The organism is Streptomyces sp. CNH189 (assembly GCF_000527195.1).
Map to the genome: position 1 here is coordinate 214,606 of NZ_AZUS01000001.1, position 14,292 is coordinate 228,897.

The window sequence follows — 14,292 nt, forward strand, 5'->3', positions numbered from 1 at the left end:
ATCAAGCGTAATCCTGTGGGGCATACGTGAACAATGGCGGGCCTACCTGCGGTTACTGGCTCGCCGCTTCGGCCGTGGACTACTGTGCGCAATGAAACACCAACCTGTGTGACGCAGCGAACATCTGGCGGGGCCCCCCTGTCGTGACAGCCATACCGGCGGGTAACGTCCGGGCAGTCCAGTCGTGCTCGGGATTTCAACCAGTGAATTCGCGAGCACCCGCCCGAGTCTTGGACCGCACCGTCGCATCGCACAACGTCGTGGCGCCGGCGCCCTAAGAGGAGCAGCAGTCTTGCGCGAGTTCAGCCTTCCGGCCCTGTACGAGGTCCCCGCGGACGGCAATTTGACCGACATCGTCCGCAGAAACGCCGCGCAGCATCCCGATGTCGCCGTCATGGCCCGCAAGGTCGGCGGAGCGTGGCAGGACGTGACGGCCACCACCTTCCTCGCGGAGGTGCGGGCCGCCGCCAAGGGCCTGATCGCCGCGGGCGTGCAGCCAGGCGACCGGGTCGCCCTGATGTCGCGCACCCGTTACGAGTGGACGCTGCTGGACTTCGCGATCTGGAGCGCCGGCGCGGTGACCGTGCCGGTGTACGAGACCAGCTCGGCGGAGCAGGTGGCGTGGATCCTCGGCGACTCCGGCGCCACCGCCTGCCTCGTGGAGCTCGACACCCACACGGCGACCGTGGAGTCCGTACGCGACCGGCTGCCCGCGCTGAAGAACGTGTGGCAGATCGAGGGCGGCGGCCTGGAGGAGCTGGGCCGCCTCGGCGCGGACGTCAGCGACGAGACGGTCGAGGAGCGCTGCTCGGTCGCCAAGGCCGACGACCCGGCGACCATCGTCTACACCTCCGGCACCACCGGCCGCCCCAAGGGCTGCGTGCTGACCCACCGCAGCTTCTTCGCCGAGTGCGGCAACATCGTGGAGCGGCTGCGTCCGCTGTTCCGCACCGGTGAGTGTTCGGTGCTGCTGTTCCTCCCGCTCGCCCACGTCTTCGGCCGGCTGGTGCAGATCGCGCCCATGATGGCGCCGATCAAGCTGGGCTGCGTGCCCGACATCAAGAACCTCACCGACGAGCTGGCCTCCTTCCGGCCCACGCTGATCCTGGGCGTGCCGCGGGTGTTCGAGAAGGTCTACAACTCGGCGCGCGCCAAGGCGCAGGGCGAGGGCAAGGGCAAGATCTTCGACAAGGCCGCCGACACCGCGATCGCCTGGAGCCAGGCGCTGGACACCCCGTCGGGTCCCTCGTTCGGCCTGAAGGTCAAGCACAAGGTCTTCGACAAGCTGGTCTACGGCAAGCTCCGCGCGGTCCTGGGTGGGCGCGGCGAGTACGCCATCTCCGGGGGCGCCCCACTGGGTGAGCGCCTCGGCCACTTCTTCCGCGGCATCGGCTTCAGCGTGCTGGAGGGCTACGGCCTGACCGAGTCCTGCGCGGCCACCGCCTTCAACCCGTGGGACCGGCAGAAGATCGGCACGGTCGGCCAGCCGCTGCCGGGCTCGGTCGTGCGCATAGCGGACGACGGCGAGGTGCTGCTGCACGGCGAGCACCTGTTCAAGGAGTACTGGAACAACCCGGCCGCGACCGCCGAGGCGCTCGCCGACGGCTGGTTCCACACCGGGGACATCGGCACCCTGGACGAGGACGGCTACCTGCGGATCACCGGCCGGAAGAAGGAGATCCTGGTGACGGCCGGCGGCAAGAACGTCGCCCCGGCGGTCATCGAGGACCGCATCCGGGCGCACGCGCTGGTCGCGGAGTGCATGGTGGTCGGCGACGGGCGGCCCTTCGTGGGCGCGCTGGTCACCATCGACGAGGAGTTCCTCGGGCGTTGGTGCGCGGAGCACGGGAAGCCCGCGGGGTCGACGGCGGTGTCGCTGGGCCAGGACCCGGATCTGCTGGCGGCGATCCAGGCGGCCGTGGACGACGGGAACGCGGCGGTGTCGAAGGCGGAGTCGGTGCGGAAGTTCCGGATTCTTCCGGCGCAGTTCACCGAGGAGTCGGGGCATCTGACGCCTTCGCTGAAGCTGAAGCGGAATGTTGTGGCGAAGGACTACGCGCACGAGATCGAGGCGATCTACGCCAAGTAGCGGCAACTGGGGTGGGGGTGCTCGCCGTGGCGGGTGCCGGTTCGTGGGGGTCGGTCGCGCGGTTCCCCGCGCCCCTGGAGGGTGATTCCCGCCCGTCGTGCGAGTGCCCCGCCGTGGAAGCTGGTCGCGCGGTTCCCCGCGCCCCTGGAGCGGAAAGCCGCCCTCGGTCTGAGGGCGGCTTTCGCGTCAGAGGAGGGTTTTCAGCTTGTCGGCAAGGAGGTCCCAGCGCCACTTTTCCTCGACCCATTGCCGGCCCCGTCGGCCCATGCTGCGGCGGAGTTCCTCGTCGGCCAGGAGGGCGATGACGCGTTCGGCCGTCTCCTCGGCCGAGCCGCCTCGTACGACCCAGCCGGTCTCGCCGTCGAGGACCGCGTCCGGGGCGCCGCCGGAGTCGCCGGCGACGACGGGCAGACCGGTCGCTGACGCCTCCAGGTAGACGATGCCGAGGCCCTCGACGTCCAGGCCGCCGCGGCGGGTCCGGCAGGGCATCGCGAAGACGTCCCCCGCACCGTGGTGCGCGGGCAGTTCGGACCAGGGGACGGAGCCGGTGAAGCGGACGGAGGCGGCGACGCCGGTGTCCGCGGCGAGCCGGCGCAGGTCCTTCTCGTAGGGACCGCCGCCGACGATCAGCAGCACCGCGTCGGGCTCGGCGGCGAGGATCGCGGGCATCGCCCGGATCAGCGTGTCCTGGCCCTTGCGCGGCACCAGCCGCGAGACGCACACCACCACCGGCCGGCCGGCCAGTCCGAGGCGGGCGCGCACCTCGTCGCCGCCCGAGCCCGGGTGGAAGGCCTTCTCGTCGACGCCGGGCGGCAGTTGCACCATCCGCGCGGCCGCCTCGGGGGTGAGCGCGCCGGCGATGCGGGACCGGGTGTACTCGCCCAGGTAGGTGATCGTGTCCGTGGACTCACCGATGCGGCGCAGCAGTTGGCGTGCGGCGGGCAGCTGGGCCCAGCCGGCCTCGTGGCCGTGGGTGGTCGCCACGATCCGCTCGGCGCCCGCGCGGCGCAGGGCCGGGGCCATCAGGCCGAGCGGTGCCGCCGCCCCGAACCACACCGAGGTGCACCCGTGCTCGCGCAGCAGCCCGGCGGCCCGCCGGGTGACGGCGGGCGTGGGCAGCAGCATCGTGGTGCGGTCCCGTACGACGGTGAAGGGCTGCTCGGCGTCGAAGGCGGCTGTCGCCTCGACGCCCTCCCGGGTGCGCTTCCAGGTGGACGCGTAGACGACGAGGCGCTCCGGGTCCAGCCGCAGCGCCATGTTGTGCAGGAACGCCTGGATGCCGCCGGGGCGGGGCGGGAAGTCGTTCGTGACGATCAGGGTCTTGTGCATCGCGGCCGACCCTACCGAACGGTTGTTGTGCCGTCCGCCACGGCGGTGCTCGGTGGCATGTGCACGGGTTTCCGCGCCATCATGGCCCCTCACGACCGCGACACCGACAGGCAGGGATCACGTGGAACCGACGGCCGCACGAGGGTCCCTGGCACCGCTGCTGGGCCTCTGGGGGGTGACGCGTGCGGCGCTGCTGCTGTGCGTGCTGAAGGTGGTGGTCTTCCCCGGCCCGGACGTCACCAGCGACGTCTCGGCGATCTACCGGGGCTGGTACGACGTCCTGGTCACCGGAACGTTTCCGCTGGACGACGTGACCTGGCAGTACCCGCCGGCCGCGGCCCTGGCGATCCTCTCCCCCGCCGTGCTGCCGTTCCTGGAGTACGCCACCGCCTTCTTCGTGCTGGCGCTGGTCGCCGACCTGGTGACGCTGGCCCTGCTGCTGCGCGGGGCGCGCGGCGCCGGCCGGTCCCGCCGCGGGGCGTGGATGTGGGTGGCGGGCGTGCCGCTGCTCGGACCGACGGTGTACGCCCGCTACGACGTGATGGTGACCGCGGTGGCGGTGGCCGCGCTGCTGGCGGCCGGCCGGCACCCCCGGCTGGCGGGGGCGCTGGTGGCGTTCGGGGCGCTGCTGAAGGTGTGGCCGGCGCTGCTGCTGCTCGCGGTGCGCCGGCGCGGCGCGTGGGTGTCGGCGGCGGTGACCGGCGTGGTCGTGGCCGGGCTGTTCGCGCTGCTGATGCCGGGGGCCTTCGCGTTCCTCGGCTTCCAGCGGGACCGGGGCACGGAGGTCGAGTCGCTGGGCGCGCTGGTGTTCCACGTGGCCCGGCACCACGGCTGGGACGGCGAGGTGCTGCTCAACTACGGCTCGGTGGAGTTCCTCGGCCCGTACGTGAGCTGGGTGAGCACCGGGGCGCTGTTCCTGACCGGGGCCGCGCTGGCCTGGCTGGTGCTGTGGCGGCTGCTGGCGACCCGGTTCGAGCCGCACACGGCGGCGGACGCGGCGTTCACGGCGGTGCTGATGTTCACCGTCACCAGCCGGGTGATCAGCCCGCAGTACATGGTGTGGCTGGTGGGGACGGCGGCGGCCTGCCTGTGCTTCCGGGAGAGCCGGATGGGGCGGCCGGCGGTGCTGGTGCTGGTGGCGTGCCCGGTGACGGTGCTGGAGTTCCCGGTGTACTTCGGGAACGTGGTGGCGAGCGACGGACTGGGCATCACGCTGCTGGTGCTGCGCAACGGCCTGCTGGTGGCGGCGACGCTGCTGGCGGCGCGCATCCTGTGGTGCGCGTCGGTGCCGGGGCGCCGGAAGGTCCCCACGGCGCCCGGCCCGTCCTGGGCGGAGCGGACCACGGTGCCGTCCTGACCCCGGGACGCGACCAGCGCCCCCAAGGGGCGCGGGGAACTGCGCGCCCAGCCCCCGACGCCCCGCACCCGGCGACGAAGCACGGCCCCGGCCCCACGGGCCCCACCGCCCCACCGGCGGAGCCGTCCCGACACCGAACCTTCAACGCAACGCGTCCCGTACGTAGTCACGCCATTGGAGGGTGAAGTCCTCCGGCGTGGTGCCGAGGACCCGATCCATGGCATCCCGCACCGCACCCTCCCGGTCCCGATGCGCGCCCACAGCGCGGTAGAAGGCGCCGAGGCGGTCCTCACCCCAGCGGTCGGCGATCATCCGGCAGGCCAGCCAGCTGCCCTCGTAGGCCCGGGCCAGCCCGTCCGCGTCGCCGGTGAAGCCGAAGTCGTCGTCCTCGGGCAGCGCGCCCGGCACCTCTCCCCGGCCCACGGCGTGGGCGAGCTCCGGTGCCGCCTCGGCGGGGGTGCGGCCGGCGTCGCGGTAGCCGACCCAGTCGGCGTACCCCTCGGACAGCCACAGCGGGGTCGCGGCGGAGGTGTGCGCGCGGGTGGCGACATGGGTGGTCTCGTGGGTGAGGACGACCTGCCGTCCTGAGTCGCCGAGCAGGCCGAAGGCGTCCGGGTTGACGATGACCCGGTCCGCCGGGGCCCGGGGGCCGGCCCCGGTGGCCCCGGTGGTGACGGCCGCGATGCCCCGGTAGGAGGACGGAGGCGAGCCGAGCAGGCCCGCCATGCCCTCCAGCGTCCGGGGGACCAGGACGACGACGCCGCGGGCCCACCGCGCGCCCCACGCGTCGGAGACGGCGGGCACCGCGCGGTCGGCGAGCTCCGCGTAGTCGCGCAGGGCCCCGGCGGACTGCCCGACGCCCAGCACCAGGCTCCGCTCGCCGCGGACGGCCTGGGCCCGGCCCTGGTCCCACAGCTGCTCCCCGGAGTCGTCGGCCGGGCGGTCGGCGTCCACCGACCAGTCGCCGTCCCGGTCCCGGCTCAGGCTCAGGGTGCGGGCGGTGACGACCGGGGAGGGGTCGTGTCCTTCGACGCGGTAACTGAGGTCGGCGGCGGCGGTGGCCCGGTCGCCCGTGCGGTCCAGCGCGGTGACGCGGTAGGACCAGTCCGCGAGCGGCACGGCGCGCAGGTTGTCGAACCCGTCCCGGGTGCCGGTGCGGGCGTAGGCGGCGGCGTCCCGGTCGAGGACCGCGTCCGCGCGCCGATCGAGCAGGGACTGCACCTGCGCGCGGGCGGCGTCCACGGCGGGCCCGCCACCGCACCCCACGAGGGCGACGAGCAGCAGACACAACGCCGCCACCGCCGCCCCGGACACCCGCGTTCGACCAGCCACCTTTCCGAGGGTACGGGCGCGGGGCCGCCGGGGTCAGACCCTGGTGACCGACGAGACCGGCATCATGCCCACCGGGTCGTAGCGCACGGGGGCGCCCGGGTAGGGCGCGTGGATCACCTGGCCGTTGCCCATGTACATCCCCACGTGGGAGGCGTCGGCGCGGTAGAGGACCAGGTCGCCGGGGCGGGCCTCGGACAGCGGGACCTGCCGTCCGGCGTACCGCTGGGCCTGCGAGGTGCGCGGCAGCGCGACGCCGGCCTGGGCGTACGCCCACTGGGTCAGTCCGGAACAGTCGAAGCCCGAGGGGCCGTTGGCGCCCCACACGTAGGGCTTGCCGAGGGCGGAGCGGGCGGCGGCGACGGCGGCGGCCGCGCGTCCCGAGGCGGGGGCGCCGCCGGGGCCGAGCAGGTCGGCGCGGGCGGAGCGGGAGGCCCGGTCCCAGGCGGCGCGTTCACCGGCCGGGAGGGAGTTGAGCAGCCGGCGGGCCTCGGCGAGCTTGCCCTCCACGGTCCGCTTGTGGGTGGCGGCGGCCTTGCGGCTGCGCTCCAGCGCGCCGAGCCGTCCGGACGCCTCGGCGCGGTCCTGGGCCAGGGAACGCAACGTGCCGCGGAGCTTCTTCAGTTCGGCGCTCTGGTGGACGCCGATCCGGTCGAGCGCGGAGGCCTTCTCGAGGTAGTCCTCCGGGTCGTCGGAGAGCAGCAGGGCCAGGGTGGGCTCCAGCCCGCCGGAGCGGTACTGCGAGCCGGCGAGCGAACCCAGCGACTCCCGCATGGTGTTGACGCGCTGCTGCTTGCGGGCGATCACGTCCTGGACGTCGGCGATCTCCCGGCGCAGGGTTTCGGCCCGCTCCCCGGCCGCGTTGTACGCCTCGGTGGCCTTCTCCGCCTCCTCGTAGAGGCGGTCGACCTCGGCCCGGGTGTCCTCCTGCGGCGCGGCCGTGGCCGGCACCGCGCCGAGCGCGGTGGCCGCCGCGGAGAGCAGGCCGAGGGCGAGGACGGTGCTCCGGTCGGATCCTGAAGACGGTGCGGTACGACGATGGGACCCCACGGGAAGCCGCGCTCCTTCCGCTGGCGGACAGGGAAACGCGGCAGACAGTAGCCTCCAGGGCCGCCGTCATATCCACGGCCAGGGCGGGTACACACGGTGACGCCCCGCCTGTGACCTGGGGTCGAGGCGGGGCGTGGGACGGAGCCGGACCGCCGGGAATCCCCCGAACGGGGGCACCCGGGTCGGGTCAGACGCGCACGCCGAACATGAAGGGGCCGCCGATGGTGTTCATCGACTCGTAGCGCACGACGGTGCCGGTGCGGGGGGCGTGGATGATCTGGCCGTTGCCCGCGTAGAGGCCCACGTGGTGCAGGTCGTTGAAGAAGAACACCAGGTCGCCGACCTTGAGCTGGTCCACCGAGTAGATCTTGGTGCCGGCCCCGGTCTGGGCCTCGGAGGTACGCGGGATGCCGACGCCGGCCTGCGCGTACGCCCAGGAGGTCAGGCCCGAGCAGTCGTAGGAGGACGGACCGGTGGCGCCGTAGACGTACGGGGTGCCGAGCTTGCTCTGCGCGGCGGCGAAGGCGGCGGCGGCGCGGCCGGAGCCGGCCGGGACGTTGACCGAGAGGGCGTCGCGCTCGCTGGCGCGGGTGGCGCGGCTCTGCTCGTCGGCGAGCTGCGCCTTCTCAGCGGCGGTGAGGCTGTTCAGCAGCTTCTGCGCGCTGGCGAGCTTGCCCTGGACTTCCTTCTTCTTCTTGCCCAGTTCGGCGCGGGTGGAGGAGAGGTCCTTGAGCTTCTCGGCGGCCTCGGAGCGCTGCTGGGCGAGCTCGCGCTGCTTCTCCTGAATCTTCTTCAGACCCTCGACCTGCTGGGCGCTCAACTGGTCGAGCGTGGACGCCTTGTCGAGGTAGTCGTCCGGGTCGGCGGAGAGGAACAGCTGCACCGACGGGTCTATGCCGCCGCTGCGGTACTGGGCGCTGGCCATCGAACCCAGGCCGTCGCGCAGGTCGTTGAGCTCCTGCTGCCCCTTCGCGACGTTGTCCTGGATGGTGGAGATCTCCTTCTGGAGCTTCTCCTGCTTCTCCTTGGCGCCGTTGTACTTCTCGGTGGCCTGCTCGGCCTGCTCGTAGAGCTTGTCGACCTTGGTCTTGACCTCGTCCTTGCTCGGCTTCTCGCTCGGGGCGGCGTTGGCAGCCTGCGAGCTCATGACGACGGCGGCAGCGGCGGCGGTGGTGAGCACAGTCACGCGTGCGCGGCTCGGCTGCTTGGGACGACGGTGGGACGCCACGGAGACGAGCTCCTTCTCGAGAGTGATCGCGCGAGCGAGGGTTCGAAGGCTGACCCTAGTGATTCTCTTGTGATCAGTTCAAATCCCTGGGCACAAAATCTCCGCTACAGCGCGTTTATCGCACCGCAACTCACCTGCAGTGACGTTCTCTTGACGCTACGTTGCGTGACGGTTCCGTCAATTCGGGCATTGATCAGGTACGTTGCACGAGGGACGGATGTGCATCAGATATCAGGAAAGCCTTTTGAGGAGCACGGCGGACGCGACGGGGCGCGCGCCGGCGCGTGCGACCCCGTCGGCGACCTCGCGGTCGGTGGAGGCGACGATGACCGGCCGCCCCGGAGGCTCTGCGCGCACCAGCTGGCGGATGAGTTCGTCCGCGGTGACGCCCGGCTTGGAGAAGAGCACCCGCACCCCGCGCGGCGGGGCCAGCAGGACCGGCGCGGCGAGTTCGGCGCCGTCGAAGACACAGGTGACCTCGGCGCCGGTCTGCGCGGCGAGTTGCGCCAGCTGCCCCAGCAGGCGCAATCGCTGCTTCTCCAGAGGCATTTGGGGATAGCCGGTCTTGGTGACGTTGTAGCCGTCGACGACCAGGTGCGCCTGCGGCAGCGCCAGCAGCTGGTCGACGATGGCGGGGTCGTCCTCGGACAGCGCGCGGGCGGCGATGTCCTTCGGGGTCATCCGGCCCGGCTCCACGGCGTCCACGGTCTCCGCGGGCCGCACCGACACGGGAGGCAGCGCCAGTTCGCGCCGCAGCCCCTGGGCGGCGTCCAGCACGGTGTCGAGCAGCAGCCGTACCCGCATGTCCTCGACGCTGCGGCCCTCGCGGGCGGCCCGGCGTGCGGCCTCCAGGGCGGCCTCGGTCTCCCCCAGCCGGGCCTTGAGGCGCCGGCTCTCGCTCTCGGCGGCCGACACCTGGGCATGCCCCTCGGCGCGTACGGCCTCCATCTCGCCCCGCAGCTTGCGCACGGCGGCCTCGCCGCGCTTGACGTCCGCGAGGGCGGAGCGCAGCTTGCGGTGGAGCGACTCGGTCTCCTTCTTCGCCGCGTCCAGCTCGGCGCGCAGCCGCTCGGTCTCGGACCTGGTGTGGTCACGGGCCCGGTCCAGTTCGGCGCGCAGCCGCTCCAGCTCGGCGCGGGTCTCCTCGTCGGCGCGCTCGGCGTCGGCGCGCTGGGCCTCCTCGCCGGCGGCGGTGACCAGCTTGACCCAACCGGCCGGGCGGAGCACATAGGCCGCGGCCGCCACATCGAGCGGGTCCGCGGCCGGGGGCGGGGAGCCGGAGTCCAGGGCGCCGGTCAGTTCCGGCTGGGCCTCTCTGAGCTTCTCCCCGATGCGCTGCCGGAACAGCGGGTCGGTCTCCAGCGCCGCCGCCATGGCGTTCCCGGCGAACTTGGCGCGGCGGCTCGGGGTGAACCGTGCGTACTGCCGCAGCTGCGCGGGCAGCTCGGCGACCGTGAGCCCGCCGAAGCCGTCCGCGACGATCTGGACGACCCGGCGGCGCACTCCGTCGGGCAGCGGGCGGTCGAGCACCTCGGCGGTGCCGTCCTGCGGCCCCCCGCCCGTGGTCTCCGCCATCCGTCACACCCCAATGCCTGTGTGCGGCCCCGCCCCGGGGGCCGCCGTCAGCGGGGCCCGCTCCGCTTCAGGAGCCGGCGCCCGGCCTGTCCACGAGTTCCACCTGATCCACGGCGTTGCACCAGCGGCACCGTACCGACTCGATCGTCTCATCGAGCACCTCGCGCTCCTCGACCTTGGGCTCTCCGGCCAGATCGAGGTGCACGTACTCGACGACCTTCGACGAGCGGGTCACGTCGAAACGGGTGAGGTTGCCGCAGAGCGTGCAACGCCACCGCGTCGAGGTGGTCGGCAGAGGAACCGTCATCGTGGCTGTTCGCCTTCCTTCCAGTGTCCGTGACGCACCGGGCGGCCGGTGCGTGTGGCTCGTAACCCTACGGCCTGCCGGGTGCCCGCCGCCCGCCTGTCCACGGCGGCGAGGCGGTCTGCGTGGGTGCGTCCGGTTACGTCATGCTCTGTAGCCATGATCCGCAACTGGGCCGCGGCGGCCGCCGGGGCGATCCGGACCACTCCCGCTCCGGTCACCCGCACCCTGATCGTGCTGTGCTGCCTGGTCTTCCTCGTCGGGCCGGCCTCGGGCCTGCATCCGGCCCACGGCTCCGGGGACGAGCTGCTCGCCGCCCAGCGCGCCTACTTCCGCCGCTGGGGCGTGATCCCCGCAGACCTGTTCGACGGGTCCCTCGCGGCCGTCCTCACCCCCGCCACGGCGCTGTTCGTGCACGGCAGCTGGGTGCACCTGCTCGGCAACATGCTGTTCCTCCACGTGTTCGGACCGATGACCGAGACACGGATGGGCCGGGTGCGGTTCGCCTTGTGCTACGCGGGCTGCGGCTACCTCGCCCTGCTGGGGTACGCCGCCGCCAACGCCGGCTCCGAGCGGTCCCTGGTCGGGGCCTCGGGAGCGATCTCGGCGGTCCTCGGGGCGTTCCTGTTCCTGTTCCCCCGGGGGCGGGTCACCAGTCTCCTGCCGTTCGCCCTCTTCCTGCCGGTACGGCTGCCCGCGTGGGTGGTGCTGCCGTTCTGGGCGGCCCTGCAGTGGGCGGCGGCGGGAGGCGGGCCGGGGGTGGCCCATCTGGCGCACCTGGTGGGCTTCGGCCTGGGGTTCGGCTGCGCATGGGTGTGGCGCGGCGGGGCGACTACAGTGAGGTCCGCCCCTGCTCCGGCTCCCGAGGGAGAGAACCAGCCGTGATCACCGCGATCGTCCTCATCAAGACCAGCGTGGACCGGATCCCCGAGATCGCGGAACAGATCGCCGCGCTGGACAGCGTCAGCGAGGTCTTCTCCGTCACCGGCACGTACGACCTGATCGCCATGGTGCGGGTCCGTGAGCACGAGGACCTGGCGGAGGTCATCCCCGGCCGGATCAGCAAGATCCAGGGGGTCGAGGGCACGGACACGCATGTGGCGTTCCGCACGTACTCCCAGCACGACCTGGAGGCCGCGTTCGCCATCGGTCTGGACAGCTAGCCCACTCCCGGGGCTCCGCTCCGGGCCCCGCTCCTCAAACGCCGGAGGGGCTGTTCGTAGCCGACGTGGCCGGCACGCACCGTCCCTCCACCGTCCGGTAGGACCACCGCGCTCCGTCACGGATCAGCTCCCGCACCGCCCGCACGAACCGCTCGACGTGCTCGTCCGGCGTCCCGGCCCCGAAGCTGACCCGAATCGCGTTGAGCGAGCCCGCGTCCGGCGCCCCGCACTCCCCCTGGCCCCCCGCCTCACTGCCCACCAGCCGCCGCACCAGCGGGTGCGCGCAGAACAGCCCGTCCCGCACACCGATGCCGTACTCCGCGGACAGTGCCGCCGCGAAGTGGGAGCTGTTCCAGCCCTCGACCACGAAGGACAGCACACCGACCCGCGGCGCGTCGTGGCCGAACAGTGACAGGAACCGCACTTCGGGCACGTCCGCCAGCCCCTTCCGCACCGCGCCGACCAGCGCGTCCTCGCGCGCGGCCAGCGCGTCGAAGCCGGCCTCGGTGAGCGCCGCGCAGGCGGAGGCGACGGCGTGGGCGCCGATGACGTTGGGCGAGCCGGCCTCGTGGCGGGCGGCGCCGTCGTGCCACTCGACGTCCACCCCGCCGTCCGCGCGCCGGGTGACCTTGCGGCTGGCGCCGCCGCCCGCGAGGTAGGGCTCGGCCTCGCGCAGCCAGTCGGCGCGCCCTGCCAGCACCCCGGAGCCGAAGGGCGCGTACAGCTTGTGCCCGGAGAAGGCGACCCAGTCGACGTCCAGGTCGCGCACGCTCACCGCGCGGTGCGGGGCGAGTTGGGCGGCGTCCAGCACGATCCGGGCGCCGTGCGCGTGCGCGGCGGCGGCCAGTTCACGGACCGGCCACAGCTCACCGGTGACGTTGGAGGCTCCGGTCACGCAGACCAGGGCCGGGCCGTAGGGGTCGCGGTCGGCTAGGGCCCGCTCCAGGGTCGCGACGGCCTGCGCGGGGCTGCCCGGCGCGTCCAGGTAGGTCACCCGGGCGCCCCGCCAGGGCAGCAGGGAGGCATGGTGCTCGGTCTCGAAGACGAAGACCTCGCACCCCTCGGGCAGGGCGGCGGCGAGCAGGTTGAGGGAGTCGGTGGTGGACCGGGTGAACACCACCTGGTCCTCGATGCGGCAGTCGAGGAACTCGGCGACCGTCCGGCGGGCGTTCTCGAACAGGTCGGTGGACAACTGCGACAGGTACCCGGCGCCCCGGTGGACGCTGCCGTAGTACGGGGCGTACGCGGCCACGTCGTCCCAGACGCGCTGGAGGGCGGGGGCGCTGGCGGCATAGTCGAGCGCGGCGTAGGTGACCTCGCCGCCGGTGACGAGCGGGACGGTGACGTCCCGGCCGAGGACGGGCAGCGGGGCACGGACGGACGGGGCGGCGGCAACGGCGGAGACGGACATGGCGGAACTCCCGTGAGGCAGGACGGATCCCCGCGCGAGCGGACGGCGCGCAGGCGCGGGAAGAAGAGTGAAAGGGGTGTGCGGAGGCGGGGCTCGACGCCCTAGCGCATTCGCTTGCTCACGGAAGGCTCCTCGACGACCAGGACCCCTGGTGTGCGAGGGGTCCGCGCTTGCCGTGCGCCCTGCTGCTCACGGCCTGGTCCTCACCCGGGGCACCCCGCCACGGACGGAGGGTTGCCGGACAGCCGGCCGGGGCCTTGTGGCTGTCACTCATGACCTGACAGGGAAATTACGTGAGGTGACCGGCGTCCCGCAACCCGAGTCCGGATCGCGGGACAACCGCACGGTTCTCAGGCGTTGCTGACGGCCACCCAGCGCTCCAGGACGCGCTTGGCGGAGCCGGAGTCGACCGACTCGGCCGCCTTGTCCATCCCGGCGCGGATCTGCTCGGTGAGCGTGCCGCCGCCCGGCTCCAGCGCCACCAGCGCCGCCGCGGAGTTCAGCAGCACCGCGTCCCGCACCGGGCCCCGTTCGCCGTCCAGCAGGCGGCGGGCGACCTCGGCGTTGTAGGAGGCGTCGGCGCCGCGCAGCGCCTCCACCGGCACCAGCTCGATGCCGACGTCACGCGGGTCGAAGCTCTCCTCGGTCACCGCGCCGTCGCGGACCACCCACACCCGGGAGGTGCTGGTGGTGGTCAGCTCGTCCAGGCCGTCGTCGCCGCGGAACACCAGCGAGGAGTGGCCGCGCCCAGCGAACACCCCGGCCATGATGGGCGCCATCCGCGGGTCGGCGACGCCGACCGCCTGGGCCTTCACCTGGGCCGGATTGGCCAGCGGGCCGAGGAAGTTGAACACCGTGCGGATGCCGAGCTGGCCGCGGGCGGCAGCCACGTGGCGCAGCGCCGGGTGGAACTTCACCGCGAAGCAGAAGGTGATTCCGGCCTCCTCGGCGACCTCGGCGACCCGGCGGGGGGTGAGTTCGAGGTTGACGCCCAGCTTCTCCAGGACGTCGGAGGCGCCGGAGGCGGAGGACGCGGCGCGGTTGCCGTGCTTCACGACCTTCGCGCCGGCGCCGGCCACGACGATGGAGGACATGGTGGAGATGTTCACCGTCTTGGCGCCGTCGCCGCCGGTGCCGACGATGTCGACGGTGGCGCCCGGTACGTCGATGACGTTGGCGTGGGCGTACAGCGCCCGGACGCAGCCGGTGATCTCCTCGACCGTCTCGCCCTTGGCGCGCAGGGACACCGCGAAGCCCGCGATCTGCGCGTCGGTCGCCTCGCCGCGCATGATCAGGTCCATCGCCCAGGCGGTGTCGTCGGCGGACAGGTTCCGTCCGTCCAGGAGGCCGTTCAGCAGGGCGGGCCAGGAGCGGCCCGCCGCGTTGTCGCCTCCAGCGGGGGTCACAGCGCTCATGGTCGCTCCTGACGGTCGTAGCGGGTGGCCGGGACCGGCGCG

At 73.0% G+C, this 14,292-nt stretch carries 12 protein-coding genes and 1 riboswitch; of the genes, 4 read left to right on the top strand and 8 right to left on the bottom strand.

Features of this window, described 5'->3' with window-relative positions; genetic code table 11:
- Positions 1 to 292 precede the first annotated feature (292 nt).
- Complete coding sequence (locus tag B100_RS0100965; protein WP_024882604.1) at positions 293 to 2,089, top strand: AMP-dependent synthetase/ligase; 1,797 nt, start codon at positions 293 to 295, stop codon at positions 2,087 to 2,089.
- A 186-nt stretch (positions 2,090 to 2,275) separates the two neighbouring features.
- Here the strand turns inward: B100_RS0100965 and B100_RS0100970 are convergent, their stop codons facing one another.
- Positions 2,276 to 3,418, bottom strand: coding sequence for a glycosyltransferase family 4 protein (locus tag B100_RS0100970; RefSeq protein ID WP_024882605.1), 1,143 nt, complete (start codon positions 3,416 to 3,418; stop codon positions 2,276 to 2,278).
- 121 nt (positions 3,419 to 3,539) lie between these two features.
- Here B100_RS0100970 and B100_RS0100975 point away from each other — a divergent pair, with 121 nt between their 5' ends.
- Entirely contained in the window at positions 3,540 to 4,775 is a 1,236-nt protein-coding gene (locus B100_RS0100975; protein ID WP_024882606.1) for a glycosyltransferase family 87 protein, read from the top strand.
- A 141-nt stretch (positions 4,776 to 4,916) separates the two neighbouring features.
- Here B100_RS0100975 and B100_RS0100980 read toward each other — a convergent pair whose 3' ends face one another.
- The 5 genes from B100_RS0100980 to B100_RS0101000 all read right to left on the bottom strand — a co-directional run bounded on the left by B100_RS0100980 (position 4,917) and on the right by B100_RS0101000 (position 10,264).
- Positions 4,917 to 6,107, bottom strand: coding sequence for a hypothetical protein (locus tag B100_RS0100980; RefSeq protein ID WP_051489901.1), 1,191 nt, complete (start codon positions 6,105 to 6,107; stop codon positions 4,917 to 4,919).
- A gap of 33 nt (positions 6,108 to 6,140) precedes the next feature.
- Positions 6,141 to 7,154 (bottom strand): C40 family peptidase, encoded by a 1,014-nt coding sequence (locus B100_RS0100985; RefSeq protein ID WP_024882608.1) that lies wholly within the window; start codon positions 7,152 to 7,154, stop codon positions 6,141 to 6,143.
- Positions 7,155 to 7,341: 187 nt separating this feature from the next.
- The gene (locus B100_RS0100990; RefSeq protein ID WP_024882609.1) at positions 7,342 to 8,382 is read right to left on the bottom strand and encodes an NlpC/P60 family protein; all 1,041 of its coding nucleotides are present in this window, start codon (positions 8,380 to 8,382) and stop codon (positions 7,342 to 7,344) included.
- A 231-nt stretch (positions 8,383 to 8,613) separates the two neighbouring features.
- Complete coding sequence (locus tag B100_RS0100995) at positions 8,614 to 9,957, bottom strand: NYN domain-containing protein (RefSeq protein ID WP_024882610.1); 1,344 nt, start codon at positions 9,955 to 9,957, stop codon at positions 8,614 to 8,616.
- 67 nt (positions 9,958 to 10,024) lie between these two features.
- Positions 10,025 to 10,264 (bottom strand): hypothetical protein, encoded by a 240-nt coding sequence (locus B100_RS0101000; protein ID WP_024882611.1) that lies wholly within the window; start codon positions 10,262 to 10,264, stop codon positions 10,025 to 10,027.
- A gap of 156 nt (positions 10,265 to 10,420) precedes the next feature.
- Between B100_RS0101000 and B100_RS0101005 the strand changes: the two genes are divergently transcribed.
- Both B100_RS0101005 and B100_RS0101010 read left to right on the top strand, forming a co-directional pair.
- A complete protein-coding gene (locus tag B100_RS0101005; protein WP_024882612.1) occupies positions 10,421 to 11,146 on the top strand; it encodes a rhomboid family intramembrane serine protease in 726 nt (241 codons plus the stop codon).
- Positions 11,143 to 11,424: an Lrp/AsnC family transcriptional regulator gene (locus tag B100_RS0101010; protein ID WP_024882613.1), complete on the top strand. Its 282-nt coding sequence runs from the start codon at positions 11,143 to 11,145 to the stop codon at positions 11,422 to 11,424. The genes B100_RS0101005 and B100_RS0101010 overlap by 4 nt, the downstream gene beginning before the upstream one ends.
- 34 nt (positions 11,425 to 11,458) lie before the next feature.
- Here the strand turns inward: B100_RS0101010 and B100_RS0101015 are convergent, their stop codons facing one another.
- Both B100_RS0101015 and trpD read right to left on the bottom strand, forming a co-directional pair.
- The gene (locus tag B100_RS0101015) at positions 11,459 to 12,835 is read right to left on the bottom strand and encodes an aminotransferase class V-fold PLP-dependent enzyme (protein WP_024882614.1); all 1,377 of its coding nucleotides are present in this window, start codon (positions 12,833 to 12,835) and stop codon (positions 11,459 to 11,461) included.
- A 161-nt stretch (positions 12,836 to 12,996) separates the two neighbouring features.
- Positions 12,997 to 13,113, bottom strand: a riboswitch (SAM riboswitch).
- 72 nt (positions 13,114 to 13,185) lie between these two features.
- Positions 13,186 to 14,250 (bottom strand): anthranilate phosphoribosyltransferase, encoded by a 1,065-nt coding sequence (trpD, locus tag B100_RS0101020; RefSeq protein WP_024882615.1) that lies wholly within the window; start codon positions 14,248 to 14,250, stop codon positions 13,186 to 13,188.
- Positions 14,251 to 14,292: the final 42 nt, after the last annotated feature.